At 65.8% G+C, this 25,137-nt stretch carries 22 protein-coding genes and 1 tRNA gene; 17 read left to right on the forward strand and 6 right to left on the reverse strand.

Annotated features, from left to right (window positions below; genetic code table 11):
- Positions 1-28 precede the first annotated feature (28 nt).
- The 6 genes from sufC (at position 29) to ACM61V_RS06385 (ending at position 5,649) form a co-directional block, all read left to right on the forward strand.
- Entirely contained in the window at positions 29-781 is a 753-nt protein-coding gene (sufC, locus tag ACM61V_RS06360; protein ID WP_137786669.1) for a Fe-S cluster assembly ATPase SufC, read from the forward strand.
- A gap of 112 nt (positions 782-893) precedes the next feature.
- Positions 894-1,964 (forward strand): SufD family Fe-S cluster assembly protein, encoded by a 1,071-nt coding sequence (locus ACM61V_RS06365; RefSeq protein WP_419713895.1) that lies wholly within the window; start codon positions 894-896, stop codon positions 1,962-1,964.
- Positions 1,961-3,172, forward strand: coding sequence for a cysteine desulfurase (locus tag ACM61V_RS06370; protein ID WP_419713896.1), 1,212 nt, complete (start codon positions 1,961-1,963; stop codon positions 3,170-3,172). Before ACM61V_RS06365 ends, ACM61V_RS06370 begins: the two co-directional genes overlap by 4 nt.
- Entirely contained in the window at positions 3,169-3,627 is a 459-nt protein-coding gene (locus ACM61V_RS06375; RefSeq protein WP_137787244.1) for an SUF system Fe-S cluster assembly protein, read from the forward strand. Before ACM61V_RS06370 ends, ACM61V_RS06375 begins: the two co-directional genes overlap by 4 nt.
- A complete protein-coding gene (locus ACM61V_RS06380) occupies positions 3,627-3,983 on the forward strand; it encodes a HesB/IscA family protein (RefSeq protein WP_137787243.1) in 357 nt (118 codons plus the stop codon). The genes ACM61V_RS06375 and ACM61V_RS06380 overlap by 1 nt, the downstream gene beginning before the upstream one ends.
- 46 nt (positions 3,984-4,029) lie before the next feature.
- Positions 4,030-5,649, forward strand: coding sequence for an alpha-D-glucose phosphate-specific phosphoglucomutase (locus ACM61V_RS06385; RefSeq protein ID WP_137787242.1), 1,620 nt, complete (start codon positions 4,030-4,032; stop codon positions 5,647-5,649).
- Here ACM61V_RS06385 and glpK read toward each other — a convergent pair.
- Positions 5,642-7,129, reverse strand: a complete 1,488-nt coding sequence (gene glpK / locus ACM61V_RS06390) for a glycerol kinase GlpK (protein WP_137787241.1) — start codon at positions 7,127-7,129, stop codon at positions 5,642-5,644. The two genes, ACM61V_RS06385 and glpK, sit on opposite strands and share 8 nt — an antisense overlap.
- Positions 7,130-7,205: 76 nt before the next feature.
- Between glpK and ACM61V_RS06395 the strand changes: the two genes are divergently transcribed.
- The gene (locus ACM61V_RS06395) at positions 7,206-8,705 is read left to right on the forward strand and encodes a glycerol-3-phosphate dehydrogenase (protein WP_137787240.1); all 1,500 of its coding nucleotides are present in this window, start codon (positions 7,206-7,208) and stop codon (positions 8,703-8,705) included.
- A gap of 40 nt (positions 8,706-8,745) precedes the next feature.
- Positions 8,746-9,888 (forward strand): aminotransferase class I/II-fold pyridoxal phosphate-dependent enzyme, encoded by a 1,143-nt coding sequence (locus tag ACM61V_RS06400; protein ID WP_137787239.1) that lies wholly within the window; start codon positions 8,746-8,748, stop codon positions 9,886-9,888.
- A gap of 20 nt (positions 9,889-9,908) precedes the next feature.
- On the opposite strand, the gene ACM61V_RS06405 is transcribed toward ACM61V_RS06400, so the two are convergent.
- The 5 genes from ACM61V_RS06405 to ACM61V_RS06425 form a co-directional block, all read right to left on the reverse strand.
- Complete coding sequence (locus ACM61V_RS06405) at positions 9,909-10,709, reverse strand: universal stress protein (RefSeq protein ID WP_137787238.1); 801 nt, start codon at positions 10,707-10,709, stop codon at positions 9,909-9,911.
- Positions 10,710-11,065: 356 nt separating this feature from the next.
- The gene (locus tag ACM61V_RS06410) at positions 11,066-12,268 is read right to left on the reverse strand and encodes a GIY-YIG nuclease family protein (protein WP_137787237.1); all 1,203 of its coding nucleotides are present in this window, start codon (positions 12,266-12,268) and stop codon (positions 11,066-11,068) included.
- The gene (locus ACM61V_RS06415) at positions 12,261-14,345 is read right to left on the reverse strand and encodes a DEAD/DEAH box helicase (protein WP_137787236.1); all 2,085 of its coding nucleotides are present in this window, start codon (positions 14,343-14,345) and stop codon (positions 12,261-12,263) included. Before ACM61V_RS06415 ends, ACM61V_RS06410 begins: the two co-directional genes overlap by 8 nt.
- A gap of 100 nt (positions 14,346-14,445) precedes the next feature.
- Complete coding sequence (locus ACM61V_RS06420; RefSeq protein ID WP_419713897.1) at positions 14,446-15,198, reverse strand: DUF3800 domain-containing protein; 753 nt, start codon at positions 15,196-15,198, stop codon at positions 14,446-14,448.
- A complete protein-coding gene (locus ACM61V_RS06425; RefSeq protein WP_137787233.1) occupies positions 15,198-18,026 on the reverse strand; it encodes a class I SAM-dependent DNA methyltransferase in 2,829 nt (942 codons plus the stop codon). Before ACM61V_RS06425 ends, ACM61V_RS06420 begins: the two co-directional genes overlap by 1 nt.
- 241 nt (positions 18,027-18,267) lie before the next feature.
- Between ACM61V_RS06425 and ACM61V_RS06430 the strand changes: the two genes are divergently transcribed.
- The 9 genes from ACM61V_RS06430 (at position 18,268) to ACM61V_RS06470 (ending at position 24,668) form a co-directional block, all read left to right on the forward strand.
- The gene (locus ACM61V_RS06430; RefSeq protein ID WP_137787232.1) at positions 18,268-18,585 is read left to right on the forward strand and encodes a hypothetical protein; all 318 of its coding nucleotides are present in this window, start codon (positions 18,268-18,270) and stop codon (positions 18,583-18,585) included.
- A tRNA-Gly gene (locus ACM61V_RS06435) sits at positions 18,576-18,649 on the forward strand. The genes ACM61V_RS06430 and ACM61V_RS06435 overlap by 10 nt, the downstream gene beginning before the upstream one ends.
- Before the next feature lie 368 nt (positions 18,650-19,017).
- Positions 19,018-19,449 (forward strand): DUF983 domain-containing protein, encoded by a 432-nt coding sequence (locus tag ACM61V_RS06440; protein ID WP_137787231.1) that lies wholly within the window; start codon positions 19,018-19,020, stop codon positions 19,447-19,449.
- 53 nt (positions 19,450-19,502) lie between these two features.
- Positions 19,503-20,888, forward strand: coding sequence for a PLP-dependent aminotransferase family protein (locus ACM61V_RS06445; RefSeq protein WP_137787230.1), 1,386 nt, complete (start codon positions 19,503-19,505; stop codon positions 20,886-20,888).
- The gene (locus tag ACM61V_RS06450) at positions 20,885-21,124 is read left to right on the forward strand and encodes a hypothetical protein (RefSeq protein ID WP_137787229.1); all 240 of its coding nucleotides are present in this window, start codon (positions 20,885-20,887) and stop codon (positions 21,122-21,124) included. The genes ACM61V_RS06445 and ACM61V_RS06450 overlap by 4 nt, the downstream gene beginning before the upstream one ends.
- Before the next feature lie 9 nt (positions 21,125-21,133).
- Positions 21,134-22,534 carry a cytochrome ubiquinol oxidase subunit I gene (locus ACM61V_RS06455; protein ID WP_137787228.1) on the forward strand — a complete coding sequence of 467 codons (1,401 nt, stop codon included), beginning with the start codon at positions 21,134-21,136 and terminating at the stop codon, positions 22,532-22,534.
- Positions 22,531-23,538 (forward strand): cytochrome d ubiquinol oxidase subunit II, encoded by a 1,008-nt coding sequence (gene cydB, locus ACM61V_RS06460; RefSeq protein WP_171007602.1) that lies wholly within the window; start codon positions 22,531-22,533, stop codon positions 23,536-23,538. Before ACM61V_RS06455 ends, cydB begins: the two co-directional genes overlap by 4 nt.
- The gene (locus ACM61V_RS06465) at positions 23,538-23,660 is read left to right on the forward strand and encodes a DUF2474 domain-containing protein (RefSeq protein ID WP_137787227.1); all 123 of its coding nucleotides are present in this window, start codon (positions 23,538-23,540) and stop codon (positions 23,658-23,660) included. Before cydB ends, ACM61V_RS06465 begins: the two co-directional genes overlap by 1 nt.
- 72 nt (positions 23,661-23,732) lie before the next feature.
- Positions 23,733-24,668 carry a carbon-nitrogen hydrolase family protein gene (locus ACM61V_RS06470; protein ID WP_137787226.1) on the forward strand — a complete coding sequence of 312 codons (936 nt, stop codon included), beginning with the start codon at positions 23,733-23,735 and terminating at the stop codon, positions 24,666-24,668.
- Positions 24,669-25,137: the final 469 nt, after the last annotated feature.

Here is a 25,137-nt window from a genome sequence, read left to right on the forward strand (position 1 = left end):
AATACAGGAATTGAAAGAATCCCGAGCCATGCTGAAGATTGAAAACCTCCACGCCGAAATCGACGGCAAGCCGATCCTGAAGGGCCTGTCGCTCGCGGTGAACGCGGGAGAGGTGCATGCGATCATGGGACCTAACGGCGCGGGAAAATCGACGCTCGGCTATGTGCTCGGCGGGCGGCCCGGTTATGAGGTTACCGAAGGTTCCGTGACGTTCGACGGACAGGATTTGCTCGCTCTCGCGCCGCATGAGCGGGCGGCCGCCGGGCTTTTCCTGGGATTTCAGTATCCGGTCGAGATACCCGGCGTGTCGAACGTCCAGTTCCTGCGCGAGAGCCTCAATGCGCAGCGCACCGCGCGCGGCGACAAGCCCTTGTCGGGCGGCGAGTTTCTGAAAGTGGCGCGCGGCGAGGCGGATGCGCTCGGCCTCAATCAGGAGATGCTGAAACGCCCGGTCAACGTCGGTTTTTCCGGTGGCGAGAAGAAGCGCAACGAGATGGTGCAGATGGGGATCATCGATCCCCGCTTCGCGATCCTCGACGAGACGGACAGCGGCCTCGACATCGACGCGCTCCGCGTGGTGGGTGACGGCATCAACCGCATTATGCGCAAGGCCGACAAGGCGGTGCTGCTCATCACGCATTACCAGCGGCTGCTCGATTACGTTCGCCCGGATTTCGTGCATGTGCTTGCCGATGGGCGGATCACCCGTTCGGGCGGCCCGGAGCTGGCACTCGAACTGGAGCGGGAAGGCTATCTCGGCGCGGGCGCGGAGGCGGCGTGATGCTGGCGCTGAAAGCGGTCGCTGCGCGTCAGGCGGTCACGCCGGCAGGCGTCAACCAGCGTAAGCCGGAATTGTTCAAAGGGTTGCAGGCTGCACTGCGGAAGGCGCGGTCATGAGCGTGCTCGATCTTCCCTCCACCCGGGAGGAGGCATGGCGATGGGCCGATCTGGGCGGGCTTGCAGCGGCGAGCGCGCTCGCGCCGATCGCCGCGCCGGACGCTGATTTCCTGGATTTGCCGGGCGCGCGGCTCGTGTTCGTCGATGGCGTGCTCGATGAGGCGCGCAGTGTCCTCGATCGCGTCGCGCTTGTTGACATCGCGCCGTCCGGTCATCCGCTCGGTCGCCGCGCGGCCGGACGTGGCTGGTCGCTGCGCCTTGACGCCGCGGCCGCCGCCGATCCGGTGCAGATCCTGCACATCGCCACCGCCGGCGCGAGCCATCTGCCAGCCGAGGTTTTACTGGCGGACGATGCGGTGGCGGAGGTGGTGGAAACCTTCGTCGGCGCGGGCTGGGCGAATCGCTTCACGCGCACGCGACTGGGCCGGGGGGCGCGGCTGATGCGCGCGGTCAGGTTGCTTCAGCCGGCCGGATTCATTTCGCTGCGCGAGGAAGCGGAGATCGCAGCGGCGGCAAGCCTGGTGACGATTTTTCTCGGGGCGGGCGGGCAGGGGAGCCGCATCGACGCCGAGTTGCGGCTCGCTGGTGAGGGCGCGCATGTCGATTATGGCGGCGCACTGCTGACGCGGAACGAGCAGAAGCAGGAATGCGCCGTCGCGGTGCATCATGCCGCCCCGGACGGCACCAGCAATCAGACATGGCGCGCAGTAGCCGCCGATCGCTCGCAGGCCAGCCTTGCCGCCCGCGTCGAAGTGGCGCGTCACGCGCAGAAGACCGACGGGGAGCAGAGCCTGCGCGGCCTTTTGCTCGATCGCACCGCCACGGTGAACCTCAAGCCGGAGCTGGAGATTTTCGCTGACGACGTGAAATGCGCGCATGGCGCGACGGTGGGTGAGCTGGATCGTCGCGCGCTGTTCTACCTCGAAAGCCGGGGCATTCCGCCGGCGCGGGCGGAAGCGCTGATGACGCGCGCCTTCGTCGCCGATGCGATCGCCCGGATCGGTCATGAGGGGATTCGCGAGGCGTTCGAGGCGGATGCCGATGCGTGGCTGGAGGCGGCGCTGTGAGCATCGCCACCGCCGAACGTGCGCTCGATGTGCTTGCGGATTTCCCCGCGATCCCGGCCGGGTGGGCATATCTGGATACGGCCGCCACCGCGCAGAAGCCGCGCCCGGTGATCGATGCGATCGCGCGTGCCTATGACGAAACCTATGCCACGGTGCATCGCGGTGTCTATCAGCGCTCTGCCGACATGACGCTTGCATATGAGGCGGCGCGGCGGCGCGTGGCGCAGTTCATCGGCGGCAAGCCCGACGAATGCGTGTTCGTGCGCGGCGCGACGGAGGGGATCAATCTTGTCGCGCAATGCTGGGCCGGAACGCAGCTCAAGGCCGGTGACCGCATCCTGCTGAGCCAGCTTGAGCATCATTCGAACATCGTGCCGTGGCAGATGGTAGCCGAGCGCGTCGGCGCGGCGATCGACGTGATCCCGCTTACCGCCGATCATTGCATCGATCTGGACGCGATGGCGGCGATGCTGCGGCCGGAGCACAAGCTGGTCGCGCTGGCGCATGTTTCGAACGTGCTGGGCTCGGTGCTCGACGTGCGGCGCGCGGCTGACCTGGCGCACGGCGTCGGCGCGAAGCTGCTTGTCGACGGATGCCAGGCTGTGCCGCGCATGGCAGTGGATGTCTCCGCGCTCGGGTGCGACTTCTACGTGTTTTCCGGTCACAAGCTTTATGGCCCCACCGGGATCGGCGTGCTGTGGGCGCGCGCGGAGCTGCTGGATACGATGCCGCCCTACCAGGGCGGCGGATCGATGATCGATCGCGTGACGTTCGCGCGCACCACCTATGCCCCGCCGCCGACCCGGTTCGAGGCCGGGACGCCCCATATCGTCGGCGTGATCGGGCTTCACGCGGCGATCGACTACGCAGCGGGAATCGGCCTCGATCGCATCCACGCGCACGAAACCGCGCTGGTGGCGAATGCACGCGAACGGCTTTCCACGCTCAATTCGGTGCGGCTGTTCGGGCCGGATGATTCGGCCGGGATTGTCTCTTTCGAGGTCGTCGGGGTGCACCCGCACGATGTCGGCACCATATTGGACGAGGCGGGCGTGGCGATCCGCGCCGGCCACCATTGCGCGCAACCGCTGATGGATGTGCTTGGCGTCGAGGCGACCGCGCGCGCCAGCTTCGGCGTGTATAACAATTCGGCTGATATCGACGCGCTGGTGAACGGTATCGAGCGAGTGACGAGGATTTTCGGATGAGCGACCCGATCCGCATCGAAGAAGTAGAGGCTGTGCCTGCCCCGCCCAAGGCGCGGGTGGAGGATGCGCGCGACACGTTCGAGCGCAAGCGCGACTATCTCTCCGGTTTTCTAGCGCAGCAGCCGCAAACGGATGCCGCCGGCGCGCCGGGCGGGGCGCTGTACGAAGCGGTGATCGACGCGCTGAAGGAAATCTACGATCCCGAGATCCCGGTGAATATCTACGATCTCGGGCTGATCTATGGCGTCGAGGTTGGCGATGATGGCCACGCCGTCGTGACGATGACGCTGACCACGCCGCATTGCCCGGTCGCCGAATCGATGCCCGGAGAGGTTGAGATGCGGGTTTCGGCGGTGCCCGGCGTTGCGTTCACCGACGTGAATCTCGTCTGGGATCCGCCGTGGGATCCGGCCAAGATGTCCGACGAGGCGCGGCTCGAACTGGGGATGTTGTGATGACGGACGTAAAGGCCCGTGCCCGTCCAGCCGCGCTGATACTGACCGCCGGCGCGGAGGCGCGCATCGCCGATCTGATGGCGAAGGCGCCGGATGGGGCGATCGGCGTCAAGCTCTCCACCCCGCGCCGTGGCTGCTCGGGCCTTGCCTATTCGGTCGATTACGTCACCGAGGCGAAGCCGTTCGACGAGAAGATCGAGACGACGGGCGGAACGCTCTATGTCGATGGCGGGTCGATCCTCTATCTGATCGGCTCGACGATGGACTGGGTAGAGGATGATTTCACCGCCGGCTTCGTCTTCAATAACCCCAATGCCAAGGGCGCGTGCGGCTGCGGAGAGAGCTTTACCGTCTGACATCTGAGGCGCTTGCCCGGTGCAAGGGCGCGTGCTTGATGGCGCGATGATCGAGACCATCGCCACCACACCCTATCCGGATCAAAAGCCGGGCACCTCAGGCCTGCGCAAGAAAGTGCGCATTTTTCGGCAGCCGCATTATGCCGAGAATTTCATTCAGTCGGTCTTCGACGTTGTTCAGGACAAGCAGGGCGCCACGCTGGTGATCGGCGGGGACGGGCGGTTCCTCAATCGCGAGGTTATCGGCACAGCCATCCGCATGGCGGCGGCCAACGGCTTCGATCGCGTCGTGGTTGGGCAGGGCGGCATTCTCTCCACCCCGGCCGCGTCGCATCTGATCCGCAAGCGCGGGGCGATCGGCGGGCTGATCCTGTCGGCCAGCCACAATCCCGGCGGCCCGGACGCGGATTTCGGCATAAAGTACAATGTCGCCAATGGTGGCCCGGCGCCCGAGAAAATCACCGATGCGATCTTCGCGCGCACGAAGGCGATCGATGCGTTTCGTATCGTTCGCACTACCGCTGTCGACATTGATGCGCCGGGTGTCTCGAGCGTTGCGGGGATGGCGCTCGAGGTCGTCGATCCCGTCGCCGATTACGCCGATCTGATGGAGACATTGTTCGATTTCCCCGCGATTCGTGCCGCCGCGCTGACGATGAAGTTCGATGCGATGAGCGCGGTCACCGGGCCATATGCGATCGAGTTGCTCGAAAGGCGGCTAGGCTTCGCGCCGGGCACCGTGATGAACGGCACGCCGCTGGAGGATTTCGGCGGGCATCATCCGGATCCCAACCTCGTACACGCCCGCGCGCTTTACGACGCGATGATGGCTCCGGGTGCGGCTGATTTCGGCGCGGCCTCCGACGGTGACGGTGATCGCAACCTCATCATCGGCCGCGGCATGTTCATTACCCCGTCGGACAGCCTGGCGATGCTTGCGGCGAACGCGCATCTCGCGCCTGGCTATCGGGCTGGGCTCAGGGGCGTGGCGCGCTCTATGCCGACGAGCGCAGCGGCGGATCGCGTTGCCGAGACTTTGGGCATTCCCGCGTTCGAAACGCCGACCGGCTGGAAATTCTTCGGGAATTTGCTCGATGCCGGGATGGCGACGATCTGCGGGGAGGAAAGCGCGGGCACCGGGTCCGACCACGTCCGCGAGAAGGATGGGTTGTGGGCGGTTTTGTTGTGGCTCAATATAATAGCAGCCACTGGCAAATCGGTGGCGGAGATCGCGCGCGAGCACTGGGCGCGTTTCGGGCGCAATTATTACGCGCGGCACGATTATGAGGGCATCGAAACCGCGCAGGCCGACGCGCTGATGACAGCGCTGCGCAGTGCGCTCGGCGACCTGCCGGGCCGGGCGATCGGCGCCCTTCGCGTCGCGGCCGCGGACGATTTCGCCTACCACGATCCGGTAGATGGCTCGACGAGCGCGCAACAGGGCGTGCGGGTGTTGTTCGACGGCGGCAGCCGCGTGGTTTTTCGGCTGTCGGGCACTGGCACCAGCGGCGCCACCTTGCGCGTCTATCTGGAACGCTATGAGCCGGCGGATGGAACGCTCGACGCCGCGACGCAGGACATGCTCGCCGAACTCGTCGCGGCGGCGGAGGAGATCGCCGGCATCGCCCGCCATACGGGGCGGACCGCGCCGGATGTGATCACCTGAGCAGCGTCCGCCGCAGCGCATCATGCCAGCCGGCGATCAGCGGCGCCCGGGCCGCCGCCGTCATCAACGGCGCGAAGCTAGCCTCGCGCGACCAGAGCGCGGCGATCTCCTCCAGCCCCGACCATAGCCCCACGGCAAGCCCGGCGTGGAAAGCGGCGCCGCGCGCGGTTGTTTCCAGATCGTCGGGGCGCTCGACCGGCACTTCGAGCAGATCGGCGAGGAACTGGCACAGCCAGTCGTTCGCGGCCATCCCGCCATCGACGCGCAGCATCGCCGGCCGCGCGCTGCCGTCCTCCACCATCGTCGTCACCAGATCGAGCGTCTGATAGGCGACCGCCTCCAGCGCGGCACGCGCCAGATGCGCCTGCGTGGAGCCGAGCGTCAGCCCATGGATCGCGCCGCGCGCCGCCGGATCCCAATGCGGCGCGCCCAGCCCCACGAACGCGGGGACCATATAGACCCCGCCATTGTCCGCCAGCCGGGTCGCCATGTCATCGGTGTCGCTGGCGTGGGTGATGACGCCGATCCCGTCGCGCAGCCATTTGATCGCCGCACCCGCGACGAAGATCGATCCCTCCAGCGCATATGTGGTGCGGCCGTCGATGCGATAGGCGGGTGTGGTGAGCAGCCGATGCTCGGAGAGAATCGCTTCCTCCCCGGTATTGAGCAGCATGAAGCAGCCGGTGCCGTAGGTCGCCTTGGCGCTGCCGCGCGTGAAGCAGGTCTGGCCGAAGAGCGCGGCCTGCTGATCCCCCGCGATGCCGGCTACCGGAATTTCCGCGTCGAACAGGCCGGGCGCGGTTGTGCCATAGATATGGGCATTGTCGTGCACCTCGGGCAGCAGCGCGCGCGGCACATCGAACAGGCGGCACATCTCCTCGTCCCAGCGCCCTTCATGGATGTTCCACAGCGAGGTGCGCGATGCGTTGGTGACGTCCGTCGCGTGCACCTTCCCGCCGGTCAGCCGCCACAACAGGAAGCAGTCGATCGTGCCGAAGGCCAGCTCGCCGCGCTCGGCGCGGTCGCGCGCGCCCGCGACGTTATCGAGTATCCAGCCGATCTTGGTGGCGGAGAAATAGGGATCCACCAGCAGACCCGTGCGCGCACGCACGCCGCGCTCGGCGCCGTCGGCCTTCAACTGCTGGCAACGCTCCACCGTGCGGCGATCCTGCCACACGATCGCGTGGTGGATCGGCGTGCCGGTGGCGCGTTCCCACACCAGCGTGGTCTCGCGCTGATTGGTGATGCCGATCGCGGCGATGCCCGCCGCGCCGACGCCGCTTTTCGCCATCGCCTCCCGCGCGGTGGCGAGCGTGTCGCGCCAGATGTCCTCCGGATCATGCTCGACCCAGCCGGCCACGGGATAATGCTGCGCGAACTCGACCTGCGCGGTAGCTATTCGATGGGCGTTGCGATCGAAAACGACGCTGCGAGTGGAGGTGGTGCCCTGGTCGATCGCAAGGATATGCGTTTTCCCCACCCACTCTCTCCGCTTTGCCTGTTCGTGGACGCTCGAGCATTTCCCGATTCAGGTCAACGCATGCTAGCCTTTGCCGATGCGTGAGGATTTCGATCTGCTGATCGTGGGGGGCGGCGTGAATGGCGCGGGGATCGCGCGCGATGCCGCCGGGCGCGGACTTTCCGTGCTGCTGGTGGAGCAGGACGATCTGGCGAGCCACACCTCGTCCGCCTCGACCAAGCTGATCCACGGCGGCCTGCGATATCTGGAATATGGCGAGTTCCGGCTGGTGCGCGAGGCGCTGATCGAGCGCGAGCGGCTGTGGGGGATGGCGCCGCATATCATCTGGCCCGCGCGCTTCGTATTGCCGCAGACGCATTCGCCGCGCCCGGCATGGATGGTCCGGCTGGGGCTGTTCATCTACGATCACCTCGGCGGGCGGAAGAAGCTGGCGGGCACCGAAACTATCCGGCTGGATCGCAGCCCATATGGCGCGGGGCTCGCCGACCCGCGCGGGACGGCATTCGTCTATTCCGATTGCCGCGTCGATGACAGCCGGCTGGTGGTGCTCAACGTGCGCGATGCGGCGGATCGCGGGGCGGATATCCGCACCCGCACGCGGCTGATCGCCGCGCGGCGCGAGGGTGAATGCTGGCGCGCGACGATCGCCGACGCGCATGGCGAGACGAGCGTGCGCGCGCGGATCCTGGTCAACGCCGCCGGCCCGTGGGTGGCGGACGTGCTGGGGCGCGTGCCCGATGCGCGGGTCGATCGCGGCGTGCGGCTCATCAAGGGGAGCCACATCGTCGTCCCGCGGCTGTACGAGGGCGATCACGCCTTCATGCTTCAGAACGCCGATCGCCGGATCGTCTTCACCTTGCCCTATGAAGGTACGTTCACGCTGATCGGCACCACGGACGAGCCGTGGCAAGGCGCGCCCGGCCATGCCGAGATCAGCGCGGACGAAACGCGCTATCTGCTCGACACCGCCAACGCCTATTTCCCGCATCGGCTGACCGACCGCGATATCGTGTGGAGCTATGCCGGCATCCGCCCGCTCTATGACGACAAGGCGGGCAACGCCTCCGCCGTGACGCGTGATTATGTCCTCGATCTTGACGCCGGCGAGGGCAGGGCGCCGATGCTCAGCATCTTCGGCGGCAAGATCACCACCTATCGCAAGCTGGCCGAGCATGCGATGACGCAGCTCGCCCCGTACCTGCCACGCGGCGAACGGGCGTGGACAGCCGGAGCGCCGTTGCCGGGAGGCGACATGCCGGATCGCGATTTCGAGGGGTTTCTCGCCGGGGTGGAGCAAGCGCGGCCGGGCCTGCCCGCGGCGCTCCTGCGGCGGCTTGCCCGCGCCTATGGCACGCGGATCGATGCCGTGCTGGGCGATGCGGCGACGGCCCGCGATCTCGGCGAGGATTTCGGCGGCGGCCTCACCGCGCGCGAGGTGGATTATCTCGTGGCGCGGGAATGGGCGCGCACGGCGGATGACGTGCTCTGGCGGCGCAGCAAGATCGGGCTTCACGCGCCGCCCGGCGCCGCGACACGGCTGGACGCCTATCTGGAGCGCGCGCGCCCGTCCGCCTGACCCGTTTGTTTCCCGCGCCAACCCGGGTAAGCGATCCCATATGTCCGCGCATATCGATCCGTTTCACGCCATCGCCATCAGCCGCGCCGCCCATCGCCTGGCGGCCGAGGGGCGTTCGGTGATCCACATGGAGTTCGGCCAGCCATCCACCGGCGCGCCGAGGGCCGCGATCGCGGCGGCCCATCAGGTGCTCGATACCGATGGCATGGGTTACTGGGAGAGTGGCGCGCTGAAGGCGCGGATCGCGCGCCACTATGCCGAAAGCCATGGCGTGGCGATCGATCCCGAACAGGTGATCCTCACCTGTGGCGCATCGCCGGCGTTCGTGCTGGCGCTCTCCTGCCTGTTCGCGCCGGGGGACCGGGTGGCGTTCGCGCGCCCGGGCTATGTCGCGTATCGCAACACGGTGAAGGCGCTGCATCTCGATCCGGTCGAAATCGCGTGCGGCGAAGCGGAGCGGTTTCAGATCACCGCTGCCGCGATCGAGCGGCTCGATCCCGCGCCGCACGGGCTGATCCTCGCCAGCCCCGCCAACCCGACCGGCACGATCATCGCGCCCGGCGAGATGGCGGCGATCGTCGCGACCTGCCGCGCACGCGGCATCCGTATCGTGTCGGACGAAATCTACCACGGCCTGAGCTATGTCGGCCCCGCGCGATCGGTATTGCAGGACGAGCCCGACGCGCTGATCGTCAACAGCTTCTCAAAGTATTTCAGCATGGCCGGCTGGCGGCTCGGCTGGCTGGTGGTGCCGCCCGCGCTGATCGACGCGGCGCGGGCGCGGATGGGCAATCTGTTCCTGACCCCGCCGTCGCTGGCGCAGCACGCCGGGCTCGTCGCGTTCGACGAGCGCGAGGAGCTGGAGCGCCACGTCAGCGCCTATGCCCGCAACCGCGGCCTGCTGCTCGAAGCGCTGCCGGCGCTCGGGCTGCGCAGCATCGCGCCGCCGGATGGCGCTTTCTACATCTACGCCGATATCGGCCACCTGACCGACGACAGCATGGATTTCTGCATGCGCCTGTTGCTCGACACGGGCGTCGCCACCGCGCCGGGCGTCGATTTCGATCCGGTCGACGGCCACCGCTTCATGCGCATCAGCTTCGCGGTGTCGACCGATCGGGTGGAGGAGGCGCTGCGCCGCCTCGCGCCGTGGTTCGCCGCGCAGGGCGCGGTCGCCGCATAGCCGGCACCGGCGCCCGGCGCCTAGTGCCCCAGCACCATCGGCAGGCTGCACGCGGACAGCATCGCGCGGGTCACACCGCCGAACAGCGCCTCGCGGAGCGGATGATGGCTATAGGCGCCCATCACCAGATAGCGCGCGCCGAACTTTTCCGCCGCCAGCCGGATCGTCACCGCGATGCTGCCCTCGTCCGCCACCGTGGCCACGCCGGCGTGGATGCCATGCCGCGACAGATAGGTGGCAACGTCCTCCAGCGGGATCGCCTCCTCGCTGATCTGGCCGACCTGGATGATCCGAACCTCCCCGGCGAGCGCCAGCAGCGGCACCGCGCGCTGCACCGTCGCCATCGCGCGGGCCGAACCGTCCCATGCGATCAGCGCAGTTCCGGCCGCGTCGAAGCCGTCGGCACTGTCGCTCACCGCGACGACCAGCGCGCGGGTATGCGAGAGCACGTTGCTGGCGAAATAGCGCATGTCTGTGGGATCTGGCCGGTCCAGCCGCCGGTTGAGCACGATCACGTCCGCCGTTCGCGCCGCATCGATCAGGCAGGTCGGCAGATAGCCCAGCGCCTCCACCCAGTTCCAGCTCACCCCCTCCGCCTTCAGGCGCGGCTCGAGCCGGCTCCGGTTGGCCGCCTCCTGCGCCCGTTCGGCCTCCACCAGCACTGCCACGCCTTCGCCGCCCGCCGGGCCGACGACGACGGGCATCGGCATGGCGTCAAGACAATCAAGGTGTCCGTCGAGTGCGCGGGTCAGATCGAGCGCGGCCTGAAAGCGCGCCTCCTGCCCCGCGTCGTCATGGACCAGCAACAGAATGTTCTTCATCACGTGTCTCCCTAGCGAAGCAGGGCGGCGCGGCCTGCCTGGTCGCGCGCGCCGTGATGACCGTGATATCGGCGCGCCGGGCGCGAGGCGCATTGCGCGGTATCAAACCGCGGCTTGATGCGGATCAAAACGCGGGATGGGTTTGGGCAAATTGGCCCCGCGCTGTCGGTTATGACGAAAGCGACGCTCGATCAGCGCGTGGGGGGTGTAGCTCAATGGCTGAGCGGAAGCTTCCCAGGAAGGGGCGAAAAACTGCCGTTTCTGCTGTAAACCGGCTTAGATCTCACGCGGTGAAATCAAGAACCTGGCAAGGGGCCTGCAAGCCGATTTTGGCACCCCTAGATCGGCCAGCTGCATCATTTCGCCGGGATTAGAGCGACGGACTGGGGATCATAGATCATCCCCGCCAACGTCCCGTCCGCGATGCGCGCGACGATCTCGTCGATGATCGGCAGCGGCACAAGGAACCATTCGCGCGGGCGCACCGGCTTGCCGAACCGGTCGGGGATTTCGGCTTCGAACCGGACCTTGTTCAGCACGCGATGAATAAGCGCCTCAAGGCGGGTGCGGTGAACGTCATAGAGCTTGTACGTCGCCACGACATCGACCTCGGCGAGCAGATAGGTCGCGTCATCCGCAGCACCGGCGACCCGAGCCTCGACCGATCCGCCGGTGATGCCGATCTTGTGGATCAGATCACGATGTGCGGCGATCGTCGAGTGGGTCGAGCGGCTGCGCAGGACGTAGAGCGTGCCGGTTGGCAGCATTTCGGGCTCCGCCTCGGCCGGCGCTGCCGCGTCGAATAGCGGCCCGACGGTCGGTTCGGTGATGCGGCGGCCGCCCTCGTCCTTGTAGAGTGCGCGCTGAAGCGAGCGGAGCAGCAGGTCGCTCTCGGTGCCGTTGGAATAGACGACGCGCAGGCGAGCGTCTGTCTCTCCATTGGGCGCCTCGATCGGCTCGCCCATACTCGCGACATAGGCGACCTGCCCGCCGACGATGAAGAACTCGCCCTGCTTGATGTCGGCCTTCGACATGCCGAGGTCACGCACGAACGGCCGGGTCGTCCGGACGCCTGCCTCAAGATCCGCCTGCACGTGATCGAACAGCGGCTTGAAGGTCGCGAAGTTCTCGCAGCGCTTGGCGCTGGCGACCTCCTCGGCGGCCTTCCGGTCGGCGTTCGAACGGACGTTACGAAGTTGAGTTATGTCGTTCGTCGCTTGGTCGATACCTAACTCGGCCAGCAGCGCGGTGTCGTCCAGATCGTCGATTGCGTCGGTATCGGTCGCGCCGTCCAATAGCCCGTGCGCGTCCACGGCCGCCAGCAACTCGCGGCAGTCCGCCTGCGCGCGGAGCCGGTCGAGGCGCACGGCATAGAGCCGCTCGAAGATATCGCGGCCCTCGCCATGTTGTGGGATACGCCCGTGTTCGTCACGGAAGCGGACGATATCCTCGAACCCGGCGATGATCCGTTCCTCGCGCGGCGTGCGGGCACGGACCTTCTTGGGCGTGAGGTCGACGCCGAGTTCGGCAAGGATATCGTCGTCGGTCATGTCAGCCATTGGCCGCAGCCCCCGCGGCCTGGGCTTTCGCGCGGAAGCGGGCGAAGGCGGCGACGCCCTCCGCCAGCTGGCGCTCCCACGGATCCTGCGACGTGGCCTCGGGCGCGCGGCCGCGTTCGCGCTTCCACTGGACCGCGCGGATCGCGAAGGCACGAGCCTCGTCCTCGGTCAGCGTGGTCTTGCGTGCCGAGATCGCCGCCTGCACCTGGCGCAGCGTGCCCTCGTTCATCGCCTTGGCGAGGATCGCACAGGCGGCCTCGAACGGGTTGATCCGGTCGATCAGGTCGATGTCGAGCTCGCGCACGTTCATGAACTTGCGCACGCCATCGACGAACGAGGTGTTTGCCTTCAGCTCGCCTGTACCGTCGTCGGTCGCTGTCTCGGTGACGATCTTCGCCGCCTGCTGGGTGATGTTGAGCGCGGCGATCGCGTGCTGCCGGATCGCCTCCTGGTCGGTTTCGCTGAGGTCGGGATAGCGGTCGCGGACGATCTTGCCCATTCGGACCTGGGTCAGTTCCTCCGGGACCACCTCGGGGTCGAACAGGCCGCGTTCGATCGCCTGCTTGTCCTGGATGAAGCTGGTGATGACCTCGTTGATGTCCTCGGCGCAGATGCGCCTGCCCTCGGTCGAGCTGGGCAGCAGCAGGTCCTTCAACTCGAAGTGGAACTGGCCGCGCTCCTCGTTGAAGCCGACATTGGTGCGGCCTTCCTGATAACCATCGGGACCATAGTCGAAGCCCGGCTTCTCCCCGGCGTCCTTCGGCGTGAACTCGAAGCGCGGGGCCAGCACCTGCTCCATCAGCAGGCTGGCGGCGATCGCCTTCAGCGTGTCGTTGACCGCCTCGGCCACCACGTCATCGGCGGCGGCGGGTTCGGCGATCAGGTTGGTGAAGCGCGCGACCGTCTTGCCCGGCGCGTCGCGAGTGGCGCGGCCGATGATCTGGATGATCTCGGTCAGGCTGGAGCGGTAACCGACGGTCAGGGCGTGTTCGCACCAGATCCAGTCGAACCCTTCCTTCGCCATGCCCAGCGCGATGATGACGTCGACATGGTCGCGGTCGCTGCGCGCCTCCGGGCTTTTCAAGGCCGCCGCCACGCGGTCGCGCTTGGCGGGATCGTCGTCGACCAGATCGGCGACCCTGATCGTCGCGCCCGCCGCCGTTTCGATCAGGTGGAAGCCGGTTTGCGCATCGGTGCCCTTCCACGTGCCGAGATGATCCATGATCTCCTCGACCTCGCGATGCTTGTCCTTGGTGCTCTCGCGGCTGTTGACGCTGGGGATATGAACGATCGTCTTGACGGCCGGATCGAGCAACGTGTTGATCTTGTCGACATAGCGCCCGGTGTAGAAGCTGTACGCGATGTCGAGCGTCTTCAGGTAGCGATAGCCATTGAGCTGCTCGTAATAGGTATAGGTGACGGTGGTGAACTTGGCCTCGTCCTCCGCCGACAGCACCGCGACCGCATCGCCGCGGAAATAGCTGCCGGTCATCGCGACCAGATGGGCCTTGTCGCGCGCGATCAGCTGGCCCAGCTGCGCGCCCAGCCGGTTCTCCGGGTTGGCCGAGACGTGGTGGAACTCGTCCACCGCGATCAGCCGGCCGTCGAACGCCGCGATCCCCAGTTCGTCGATCGCGAAGCGGAAGGTGGCGTGGGTGCAGACCAGCACCGTGTCATCGCTGGCCAGGAATTCGCCGACCGCCTTCACTTTCGACCTGGCCACCTTCACGTCGTCGGCGCCGGGCGTGTTGCACAGGTTCCAGTGCGGCTTCACCGTCCAGTCGGCCCAGAAGCCGTGCGCCGACAGCGGCTCGTCGGCGAAGCTGCCGCCGATCGAGCGCTCCGGCACGACGATAATCGCCTGTTTCACGCCCTGGTTGTGCAGCTTGTCGAGCGCGACGAACATCAGCGCGCGGGACTTGCCGGAGGCGGGCGGCGACTTGATCAGCAGATACTGTTCGCCCCGATGCGCATAGGCGCGTGCCTGCATCGGCCGCATGCCGAGCTCGTTGGCGCTGGACGAGGCGCCGGTCTGGCCGGTGACGAGGCGGACGGCGGGGATGGTGTTGCTGGTCATGAGATGCGTCTACCGTTGAATTGCACGGCCGACACGCCTATATCGCACTCGCGCCGTGACTGCGTCGTTCTGCAGGATTGAGGGCAACCTCGACACGGCGTCACCCCCCTCTCTTCGGAAAATCGATCAGGCCATAGCCTTGGATCTGCCCAGCTTCGGATTTGCGGAGCGTGGTCTCTATCTGCGCGAGGAAACGGTTGTCGGCCGATTTCCGGCTACGCAATACCGCCCCCGCCACCATGTCCGCAAACTGCACGCCCACGCTGAGGTGTGAGGGGGCGATGAACAGGCCCTCCACCAGATTTTTGTAATTGGAGTGGGCGTCGTGATGCCCCTCGGGCAATCGGGCATGGAGTTCCTGGAGGCGACGATCATCGTCGGGGCCGCGGTGATCGCAGACGATGATCCCGTTGATTGGCTGGCCTGCAATCCGAGTGATGTCCTGCAGATAATATTGGAAACGCTCGGTCATCGACTTGTACGCATACCAGTAGAGGTCATCAGGCCCGGTGATGTAGGGGAGCCGGTACGCTGCCTCGCTATCCACGATCACCGCCATCGTCTTGATCGACTTGTACTTGCGGATGATGGCGAACAGCCGGCTGCGCAGGGTTTCCTTGTGCGCACCGTCGAGATGGCTAATCGAATGCGCCTTTTTATGATGTGGAGCGAAGAAGCGCCATTTGATCTCCCCCCCCACACCAAAATCCCGCTTGGCTAGATCGAGATCCGCCTTCACCTGATGCCAAAACCGATCCGGGATGATAATGCCGCCAAGCACGAACAAGGGCGATCCCGCGACCTTATCGACCGGGGGCGGTGTGCCGGACTCATCGATGAACAGCATTTGCATCAGTTAGCGGCTTTCTTGCCCTTCTTCGGTTTCGGCTGGTTCGCCGTCATCTTCGTGTAGAGGTCGAACAGCTTTTCCAGCCGTTCGGTATCGTTGCGGAAGCGGCGGCCGATATAGATGCGCTCCAGCACCTCGTCATTTTCGTCATGCGCGCGACGCAGGTCGTCCGGCATCGCCTCGGGATCGTAGAGATCGGCGATGGTCGCGGGGAAATGCGCCTCGCGCGCGAGCAGGATGTTCTCGGCGGTGCGGGTGAGGTCGGCCTTGTCCTGTTCAGTGAGTTTCGGGACGGGGAAGGTGTTCCAGCCGAGGGTGTTGGAGTAGGAGAAATCGGTGCGCATGCGGACACAAACAGTGCCTATCCACACCCAATGTAAGCGAGAGGCGATTAGGGCCATGTTCCAAAGTGGTGCGTCAAACAGGCCGAAATTTTTATTTGATATGATCGCACCGTGGCCCAATAGGTCACACGGAAGGTATGGTCGATTTTCTGAAGAAACGCCAGGCACGGCAATAGTTCTGTATGTTGCAGCGCCTGCTCGCTGCACAAATCGATGAGGGGCCGAAGCGAATTTTCGTGTGGATTCGGCTTTACTTAACGCCCGCTCGCGCGACACGCTGTCCAACCGATCGCGTATAGCATCAATCGAAGCTGCCTCATCTGCTTCCCAGTCCTCAATCCACAAGCAATAACGCGCGGCACCGTCGATGAGTTCTTGCGATCCTATGTACGGCCGAACAAAGCGCTTGCCCGCTTTCGGGAGCCGCTCGACTTCGTCACGATCCAAGATGAGGTTGCCCCCATCTCGGGGCATGTTCCCAAAGACCATATTCTGAAGGCCGGAGATCGAGCTTGATTCACCAACGACTATGGCTGTCTGATTAGGAACGAGGAAGCAGCCAATCTTGGCAACATATCGAACCTGTGATCCGTCAAATAGGCGGCAATCGGCGGTCCAGTGTGAAGCCATGCCTATGACAACGACAGTAACCCCAGCGTTGTTAGCTGCAAGATTTTGCCACTTAAAGGACTGATGTGCGAAGGATATTGCAATTCCACTGGCGAACAGCGGTGCCCACATATCTCCCGCTTGCTGCCCTTGCACAACGCTATTCGTAGCCACGAACGCAGCCTGTGCGCGCCGATCTACCAGCAAATAAGCCTGCGCTTTTGCAAACCATCCTGTGACATAGTCAGTGGTTTTCGCGAGCTGCGGATAAGATGACCAGGCAGCGGCCAAATCACTCTTCTGCTGCTCATCCTGCCACTTGCTACCTTTATATGGCGGGTTTCCGCAGATGTACGTCTCCACCTCTGCTGCATCGACAAGCCCGTTACTGGCCAGCAACAACCGCCCTGTTGGCCCGCCGAGGTCATGCTCTTCCGCCAGCGTTGCCGCCACCGGCAAACAAACCTCCAGCCAATCCAACCGCAACGCATTCCCAACCGTAATCTGCCCCGTCTTGTGCAGCGGCAGCACCATCGCGCGCGCTTCCTGCTGACTAAGGTACAGGCAGTCCGCCTGGAACTCGGCGATCAGCAGCGCGAGGCGGGCGATCTCGGCGGCGAAGCCCTTGATCTCGATGCCGTAGAAGTTGCTCAGGGGGATGACGCTGCGCCGCTCGTCCAGCTTCAGGCTGGCCTCGCCGCCCAGCCGCTCGACGATCACCGCCTCGATCGCGCGCATCTCCTTGTACGCGATGACCAAGAAATTGCCCGATCCGCAGGCAGGGTCGAACACGCGGATGTTCGCCAGCCGCCGCCGCAGGTTGCGCAGCTTCTGGCGGCTGTCACCCGCCGCGTCCAGCTGCTCGCGCAAGCCGTCGAGGAACAGCGGGTTCAGCACCTTCAGGATGTTGGGCACGCTGGTATAGTGCATGCCCAGCTCGCCGCGCTCGCCATCGTCGGCGACCGCCTGGATCATCGATCCGAAGATGTCCGGGTTGATCTCCTTCCAGTCCAGCTCGCCGGCGCGCAACAGATAGGCGCGAGCGGTACGGCTGAAGCGCGGGCAGTCGGTCGCGCCGGTGAACAGGCCGCCGTTCACATAGGGAAAGACGTCGGCATAGGGCCGGATGCCCGCCGCGCGGCGATAGCGATCGTCGAGATTGCCCTCATGCGTGACCGGCGTGTCCATCGCGCGGAACAGCTCGGTCAGCACCTCGTGCGTGTTGCCCCATTGCTCGTCGCCGCTGCCGTGCCCGGCATGGCTCATCTGGGTGATGGTGGCGGTGAACTGGTTCTCGCGGAAGATGCCGGTATCCTCGGCGAAGAAGCAGAAGATCAGCCGCGCCATGAACTGGTTCAGCTCGTGGCGACGCTCCTCGGTCGCCCAGTCCGGATTGTCCTTCAGCAGCTCGACATACAGCTTGTTGAGCCGCCCGGTCGCCTTGACGTCGATGGGGTTGTTCTTGATCTCCTTGACCGTCGAGATGCCCGCCAGCGGCAGGAACGTCGCGAAGTGGCGCGGCAGATCGGCATAGGCACAGGCGATGACGTCGCCGCCGACCAGATCCTCGGCCTCCACCGTCTCGCCATCGGTGGCGAGGATGAACTTGGCCTTGGCGCTGGCGGTCTTGGGGCTGGCGCGCAAGGTGGCGAGCGTCGCGCCGACCTGCCCCGCGGGCGCGATGCCGATATGGATGTTGTTGCGCTGCAGGACGCCGCCGACATCGGACTGGTTGGTGCCGTTCTTCGTCGCGCGCAGGCGGTCGACGGTCGCCTTCCTGGCGCCGAACGCGGTGATGAACTGGAACGGGAATTCGGCGGCGTCAAACGGCTCTTGGACCAGGTCGGATACGGCTTCTTCGATTTCGACGGCGTTCATCAGGTGCGACGGGTCCGGTGCTGCATGACCCGTATCGGCGGGCCTTCGATCATCAGATCAAGGATAGGCAATCTGTGGCCCACTGTCATGGGCCTACCTCTCGCGGTTCGGAATAATGGCGCATTTTCAGGCCCTCGTTTGGCGCGGCGCCGGCTCGCGCCAAGCGTCCGTATGGCTTTCGGCGGCTTCATTCACCGGTCGGATTCGATCTACGGTGACACGCCGGCCGATCGCATCCGGCATGTTCCTCGCGCTCGTTGAGCCCGGCAGTTACCATGGGGGGCATGCTCCCCGCATCCGTAACAAGGACCGTCGCGATATTCGCGGCACCTTCACCACGCGACGGATGACCACGAGCGACCCGATCGACGAGGAGATCGCCGACATCATGGGCTGGTCGCCCGGCGAGGTCCGGCGGATCCGGACGATCTACGTTGACGACCAAGCCGGGAATGTGGCACTCGGCCGTCGGATCGCACGCGGGTCGGTAAACCGGGATTGTAGGCCGGAGCCCCGCGAGCGGTCAGATCAGCGCCAAGTCGTTGATATGCGGGTGTAGCTCAATGGTAGAGCAGAAGCTTCCCAAGCTTACGACGAGGGTTCGATTCCCTTCACCCGCTCCACCTTTGCGGTAAGTGCCTCCGGCGGCGCGCGCAGTGTTGCGCGTGCGACGATGCCGGCGGGACGGCGCTCGACTTTTCGACTCAGGCATCGACGCCGGCAGCGCGGTTCGCGGAGCGGACTTTGCGTCGTCGGCAATGGCTTGACCCGCGCGGATGGGGTTACCGCGCAATCGAACATCCGCATATCCGGCGTGACACCGGGGGGCGCCATCGCGGCGACCTGCGCGCAGCGGCGATGTCCTGGCGGTCTGGAAGATCCCTTCAGATGGAGCGGGGCCAGGAACGAAATTCTTGATCGTGCCGCAGAGACCTCTCGACATTCCATGCATATCATCCTATGTATGCCATACATAACCCGGACATAAACGATGGCATCGCAGCTCTTCTCGGAAACGTTCAGGCGGATCATCAGGCTCGGCTGGAATGGCCTGTGCCCCCGCTGTGAGCAGGGCCGAATGTTCCGGTCGTGGCTCAAGGTGGTCGATCGCTGCGAGCATTGCGGCCTGAATTACCGGTTTGCTGCCCCCGACGATGGCCCGGCATTCTTCTCGCTTTGCATCGTGGCGTTTCCGCTCGCGTTCCTCATCGTATGGATCGAGGTGCATTTCGAGCCGCCCTGGTGGGTGCACCTGTTCACGTCGGTGCCGGTCATGGTCGCGGGCTGTCTGCTCCCGCTCCGGCCGATCAAGGGCTGGCTCGTGGCGTCCCAATACATCAACCGTGCCCAGGAACATGGCACTCGCGGGCTGTGGAATCAGCTGCAGGGCCATGACAAGAATGCCGATACCTTCGATAGCTGATGTGGCATGCCGTGTCCGACAATCGGTTGCCGGTCGCTAGCCAAGGAGATCCGATGCAACAGTGGAAGCCCGACATCGCGGGGGCGGAAGGGCCCAAGTATCTCGCCATCGCCGCCGCGCTCACGCGCGACATCGACGCGGGCGTGCTGCAAGCGGGCGCGCGCCTCCCGACGCAACGTGTGCTGGCAAAGGCATTGGGCGTCGATCTGACCACCGTCACGCGGGCGTTCGGGGAGGCGCATCGGCTGGGACTGGTCGAGGGCGACGGGCGGCGCGGCAGCTTCGTGCGGGCTCCGCGATCCGACGCACCCGCGATCATCTATTCGGAACCGGCCGATGTCGGCATGAACGCACCGCCCGAGGCGCCCGGCGGCCAGCTCGCCGCCGCGTTCCGCCGCTCGGCCGAACGTCTGCTCGGCGGAGATCACGGCCCGGCTCCGTTCCAGTATCAGCCGAGCGGAGGGCTGACGCTCGCGCGCGAGGCGGGCGTAAAGGTGCTTTCCCGGCGCGGCATCCCATGTAGCGACGACACCGTCATTGTCGCGGCAGGGGGGCAGCATGCGCTGCACGCGGTCGTGAGCGCCGCTCTGCAACCCGGAGACGCCGTGGCACTCGGTAGCTATGCCTATCCGGGCATGCTGGCGCTGGCGCGACGCTACGGGTTGAAGCTCGTGCCCGTCGCGGCCGACGAGCATGGTCTTGATCCCGACGCGCTGAACGCCGCCTGCCATGTCAGCCCGATCAGGGCCGTCTATGTCGTGCCGACCAACGACAATCCCACGACCACGACGATGGACGTGGAACGGCGCCATGCCATCGCTCGTGTCGCCCGCGCGCACGACCTGGCCCTCATCGAGGACGATGCTTACGGCCTTCTGCGCGAGCAGCCGCTGGAGCCGCTGGCGGCGATCGCGCCCGAACTGACCTGGCACATCTCCAGCGTGTCCAAGATCCTGTCGCCCGGCTTGCGGGTCGCCTGGCTCGCCGCGCCGGACATCGGCAAGGCATGGCGCCTGGCAGCGGATTTATACGAGACGGCGGTCATGGCCCCTCCGCTCAATGCCGCAATTGTCGCCGATTGGGTCGCCAGCGACAGGTTCGCCGCCCTGACCGGCGCGGTCCGCGAGGAGGCGCTCGCGCGGCAGGGCATCGCCACGGAAGAGCTTCGCCCGGGCAGCTTCCGGGCCCAGCCGGAGGGTTATCACCTCTGGGTGCCGCTCGATCCAGGAATGTCTTCGGGCGACATTGCGGGTGCGCTGCGGTCGCGGGGGCTTTCCGTCGTGCCGTCAGACAGTTTCGCGGTGCAGCGTGGCGACGCGGCCCCCGCGCTGCGCGTGTCGATCGGCGGGATGATCTCTCGCGAAGACCTGCGGCGCGGGTTGGGGTTTCTCGCGGCGCTGATCGCGCCGGACGCGGTGCATAAGGTGACGCTCGTGTGAGCCGGATCGACGCCTTCATCGCCTGCCGGGCGGTCGTTGCGCCGGAAGCGGCGCCCCGGCGGCTCGCCGTGCCGGTCATGGATCCTGCGCCGAAGTCCCGTGCGATCCGGATGACCCCCGGCGCGATCGACCTGCACCCCGTCCGCCATGACGCGCTCCGCCGCGATATGCCCGCCCGCCGCTTCTGCGGCATCCCCCAAACGCTCGCCGCCCAGGCGGTTTTCCACGACCGATAGGACTATGCCATGGGAGATCAAGCGCTCCTCCTCGCCCGCATGCAGTTCGCGTTCACCGTTTCCTTCCACTTCATCTTTCCGGCCTTCTCGATCGGGCTGGCGAGCTTCCTGATGGTGCTGGAGGGCCTGTGGCTGCGGACCGGGCGCGGTGTCTACGCCAACCTCTACCGTTACTGGCTCAAGATTTTTGCGGTGGCGTTCGGGATGGGCGTCGTGTCCGGGATCGTCATGTCGTACCAGTTCGGCACCAACTGGTCGGTCTTCTCCGACAAGGCCGGGCCGGTGATCGGCCCGTTGATGGCGTACGAAGTGCTGACAGCCTTCTTCCTCGAGGCCGGCTTCCTCGGCGTAATGCTGTTCGGCATCAACAAGGTGGGGCGCGGGCTCCACTTCTTCTCGACGTGCATGGTCGCGCTCGGCACCTTCATCTCGGCCACCTGGATCGTCAGCACCAACAGCTGGATGCAGACGCCTGCCGGCTTCGCGATCAACGCGCAGGGACAGTTCGTGCCGGCAGGCTCGTGGCTGCCGATAATCTTCAACCCGAGCTTCCCGTACCGGCTGACCCATGTGGTGCTCGCGGCCTATCTCACCACCTCGCTGGTGGTAGGGGCGGTGGGCGCGTTCCACCTCCTGCGCGATCGAGCAAATCCGGGCGCGCGCAAGATGTTCTCGATGGCGATGTGGATGGTGACGATCGCAGCACCGCTGCAGATCCTCGCTGGCGACGCCCACGGGCTGAATACCCTGGAACACCAGACGCCAAAGGTGCTGGCGATGGAAGGCGATTTCGATCGCAGCCCGGCCGGTGCGCCGCTGATCCTGTTCGGTATCCCGAGCCAGGCCGAGGGCCGCATCAAATACAAGGTGGAGGTGCCGAAACTCGGCTCACTCATCCTCAAGCACGATCTGAACGCCCCGCTGCCGGGCCTGTCGGATTATCCGCGTAGCCTCTGGCCGCCGGTGCCGATCGTGTTCTGGTCCTTCCGGGTGATGGTCGCACTCGGCATGGCCATGCTCGGGCTGGGGTTGTTCAGCCTTACGGCGCGCGCGCGGGGGAGGCTCTACGATTGGCAGTGGCTGCATCGTGCCGCGATACTGCTCGGCCCGGCTGGCTTCGTTGCGGTGATCGCGGGCTGGGTGACAACGGAGGTCGGCCGGCAGCCCTTCACCGTCTATGGTCATCTTCTCACCGCTCAGTCGCATTCGCCGCTGCGGGCGGAAGCTGTGGCGACGTCGCTGCTGACCTTCGTCATCGTTTACTTCATCGTGTTCGGCGCCGGCACCTACTATCTCCTCCGCCTGATGGCGAATCCGCCCGAAGCGCATGAGAGCGAACCGGCTCCGATTCCTCAGCGCGCGAGCGGCATCACGCCCGCTCCCGCGCTCGCCACGAAGGACGCGCGATGATCTACAACGCCGATCTCACGACGGTCTGGGCGGTCATCATCGCCGCCGCCATTTTCGCCTACGTCGTCATGGACGGCTTCGATCTCGGCATCGGCATACTCTTCCCCACGCTTGCCGTCGGAGACGAGCGAGATCAGGCGATGAACTCGATCGCTCCGGTATGGGACGGAAACGAGACCTGGCTGGTGCTGGGCGGCGGGGGGCTGATGGCGGCATTTCCACTGGCCTATGCGGTGATCCTCCCGGCGACCTACCCGCTCGTTATCGCCATGCTGCTCGGCCTCGTGTTCCGCGGCGTTGCGTTCGAGTATCGCTGGCGCGATCCGCGGCACCGCGCCTTCTGGGACTTGGCTTTCTCCATCGGTTCGGTTGTGGCGACGTTGGCGCAGGGCATCATGCTCGGCGCTGTCCTGCAGGGCATCAAGGTTTCCGGGCGTGCCTATGCCGGCGGCCTTCTCGACTGGCTCTCGCCCTTCAGCCTGTTGACCGGGGCGGCGCTGCTGATCGGATACGCCCTGCTGGGCGCGACATGGCTGGTGGGCAAGTGCCACGGTTCGGCGCAGGAGCATGCGCGCCGCATGGCACTACGCTTCGCCATCGGCATGCTGACGGCGATGGCGGCGGTCAGCCTTGCCACGCCGTTCCTGTCGATCGACTATTACCAGCGATGGTTCGCGATGCCCGGGGTGCTGTTCACCGCACAGGTGCCGCTCGCAACGATCGTGTGTGGCTTTCTGCTGTTCTGGAGCCTTCGTCGCGGTCGCGAGCGCCTGCCCTTCATCGTCAGCCTGGGCTTGTTCGCGTTGGGCTTCATCGGCCTGGGGATCAGCATGTTCCCCTATATCGTCCCCCGCGCACTCACGATCTGGGACGCGGCCGCGCCCGAGAAGAGCCAGATCTTCATGCTGGTCGGCGTCGTATTCATTCTGCCGCTGATCGTCGCCTACACCGGCTGGGCCTATTACGTGTTCCGCGGCAAAAGCGGCAAGGACGGCTACCATTGATGGCGAACCCCGCCCCCGGCCCCCTGTGGCGTCGCCTAGGCTGGATGCTGGCCATCTGGCTGGCGAGCGTCCTCTCGTTGGGCGCGGTCGCCGGCGTCATCCGCTGGTGGCTGCATCACTGACCGGGCCCGCCCACGCATCCGCGCCAACCCCCGAGGCTTCTCCGGTCAGGGGCCGCCGAGTAGAAGGTTTTCATGAACAAGGTCACTGTCGCCGCCCTCCAGATCGGGTCCGATTACGCGGGCAAAGCCGCCACCCTCCGCAACATCCTCGCGTTCGAGGAGCGCATCGCCGCGGCGGGCGCGCAGCTGGTCGTGATGCCGGAAGCGTTGCTGGGCGGCTATCCCAAGGGCGAGCAGTTCGGCACGCGGCTCGGCTTCCGGATGCCGGAGGGGCGGGAGGCCTTCGCGCGCTATTACGATAATGCGGTCGACATCGATGGCCCGGAGCTGGCCGAACTGGCTGGTCTGAGCGCGCGAACCGGCGCCACGCTGGTCCTGGGCGTGATCGAGCGTGCGGGTTCATCGCTGTTCTGCACCGCCGTCTTCATCACGGCGGAGGGCGGCATCGTCGCAAAGCACCGCAAGCTGATGCCCACCGGCACCGAACGGCTGATCTGGTCTCAGGGCGACGGCTCGACCATGCCGGTGGTGGAAACCCCGGCGGGAAAGCTCGGGGCGGCGATCTGCTGGGAGAACCACATGCCGCTGTTCCGCACCGCAATGTATGCCAAGGGCGTCGAAATCTGGTGTGCGCCCACGGTGGACGAACGTGACATATGGCTCATCTCAATGCGTCACATCGCGCACGAGGGCCGCTGCTTTGTCATCAGCGCGTGCCAGGTCCAGCCATCGCCCGCCGATCTCGGCACGGCCGTCGAGCACTGGGACGCGGATCGGCCCCTGATCGGCGGCGGCAGCATGATCGTGGGTCCGCTGGGCGAGGTGCTGGCAGGCCCGTTCGAGCGCGAGACCGGGCTCGTCACCGCTGCGATCGATACCGCCGAGCTGATCCGCGCCCGCTATGATTTCGACGTCGTGGGCCACTACTCACGCCCGGATGTGTTCAGCCTCCACGTCGATGAACGAGCGCGCAGGGGAACAGTATTTGGCGGACCCTTGAGCGATTAAGCCTGCCCGGAAACGGCCCCCCCCCCGATCACGGAGAAACGGAAAAGCCGCAAGCGTCCATATTTGCTTCGGGCGGCATGGCATCTTGCCGGATCGCAACAGTCTCCGGGCGGGGAAGCTCATCCTGTCACATGGTCCATGCGCCCTCTGTCGCGATGGAAACCCGATTCCCGTCGAGATCGCGCCACCAGCTTCGGCGAGTTGCGGATCGAGGGTGATCGGGCCGATCGCGGGGCCACAGCGCGGCGACCCCGGCGATGGCGGCGTCGCGCCGGGCGCGTTGCCGGGCGGTCGTGGGCGCGCGATCGCTGGTCCCGCCCGCGACCTGCATCCGGTCGACGGTTCGCGGAACTGGGGAGTGCGCATGATGAAACCGTGCGCGCTGTCTTGGTGCTGCAATAGTTGCTTAGCATAAGCGTGGTGGAACCGGGGCCCGGGGCGGTCCCGACCAGGGGTATGCCGCAATATG

Source organism: Sphingomonas sp. TX0543 (assembly GCF_048565505.1).
Lineage (GTDB): Bacteria > Pseudomonadota > Alphaproteobacteria > Sphingomonadales > Sphingomonadaceae > Sphingomonas.

Excerpts from the sequence above, each read along its gene's own strand:
- sufC (WP_137786669.1), top strand. The coding sequence starts at position 29 with ATGCTGAAGATTGAAAACCTCCACGCCGAAATCGACGGCAAGCCGATC.
- ACM61V_RS06365 (WP_419713895.1), top strand. The coding sequence starts at position 894 with ATGAGCGTGCTCGATCTTCCCTCCACCCGGGAGGAGGCATGGCGATGG.
- ACM61V_RS06375 (WP_137787244.1), top strand. The coding sequence starts at position 3,169 with ATGAGCGACCCGATCCGCATCGAAGAAGTAGAGGCTGTGCCTGCCCCG.
- ACM61V_RS06380 (WP_137787243.1), top strand. The coding sequence starts at position 3,627 with ATGACGGACGTAAAGGCCCGTGCCCGTCCAGCCGCGCTGATACTGACC.
- ACM61V_RS06385 (WP_137787242.1), top strand. The coding sequence starts at position 4,030 with ATGATCGAGACCATCGCCACCACACCCTATCCGGATCAAAAGCCGGGC.
- ACM61V_RS06395 (WP_137787240.1), top strand. The coding sequence starts at position 7,206 with ATGCGTGAGGATTTCGATCTGCTGATCGTGGGGGGCGGCGTGAATGGC.
- ACM61V_RS06400 (WP_137787239.1), top strand. The coding sequence starts at position 8,746 with ATGTCCGCGCATATCGATCCGTTTCACGCCATCGCCATCAGCCGCGCC.
- ACM61V_RS06405 (WP_137787238.1), bottom strand. The coding sequence starts at position 10,709 with ATGAAGAACATTCTGTTGCTGGTCCATGACGACGCGGGGCAGGAGGCG.
- ACM61V_RS06410 (WP_137787237.1), bottom strand. The coding sequence starts at position 12,268 with ATGGCTGACATGACCGACGACGATATCCTTGCCGAACTCGGCGTCGAC.
- ACM61V_RS06415 (WP_137787236.1), bottom strand. The coding sequence starts at position 14,345 with ATGACCAGCAACACCATCCCCGCCGTCCGCCTCGTCACCGGCCAGACC.
- ACM61V_RS06420 (WP_419713897.1), bottom strand. The coding sequence starts at position 15,198 with ATGCAAATGCTGTTCATCGATGAGTCCGGCACACCGCCCCCGGTCGAT.
- ACM61V_RS06425 (WP_137787233.1), bottom strand. The coding sequence starts at position 18,026 with ATGAACGCCGTCGAAATCGAAGAAGCCGTATCCGACCTGGTCCAAGAG.
- ACM61V_RS06430 (WP_137787232.1), top strand. The coding sequence starts at position 18,268 with ATGTTCCTCGCGCTCGTTGAGCCCGGCAGTTACCATGGGGGGCATGCT.
- ACM61V_RS06440 (WP_137787231.1), top strand. The coding sequence starts at position 19,018 with ATGGCATCGCAGCTCTTCTCGGAAACGTTCAGGCGGATCATCAGGCTC.
- ACM61V_RS06445 (WP_137787230.1), top strand. The coding sequence starts at position 19,503 with ATGCAACAGTGGAAGCCCGACATCGCGGGGGCGGAAGGGCCCAAGTAT.
- ACM61V_RS06455 (WP_137787228.1), top strand. The coding sequence starts at position 21,134 with ATGGGAGATCAAGCGCTCCTCCTCGCCCGCATGCAGTTCGCGTTCACC.
- cydB (WP_171007602.1), top strand. The coding sequence starts at position 22,531 with ATGATCTACAACGCCGATCTCACGACGGTCTGGGCGGTCATCATCGCC.
- ACM61V_RS06465 (WP_137787227.1), top strand. The coding sequence starts at position 23,538 with ATGGCGAACCCCGCCCCCGGCCCCCTGTGGCGTCGCCTAGGCTGGATG.
- ACM61V_RS06470 (WP_137787226.1), top strand. The coding sequence starts at position 23,733 with ATGAACAAGGTCACTGTCGCCGCCCTCCAGATCGGGTCCGATTACGCG.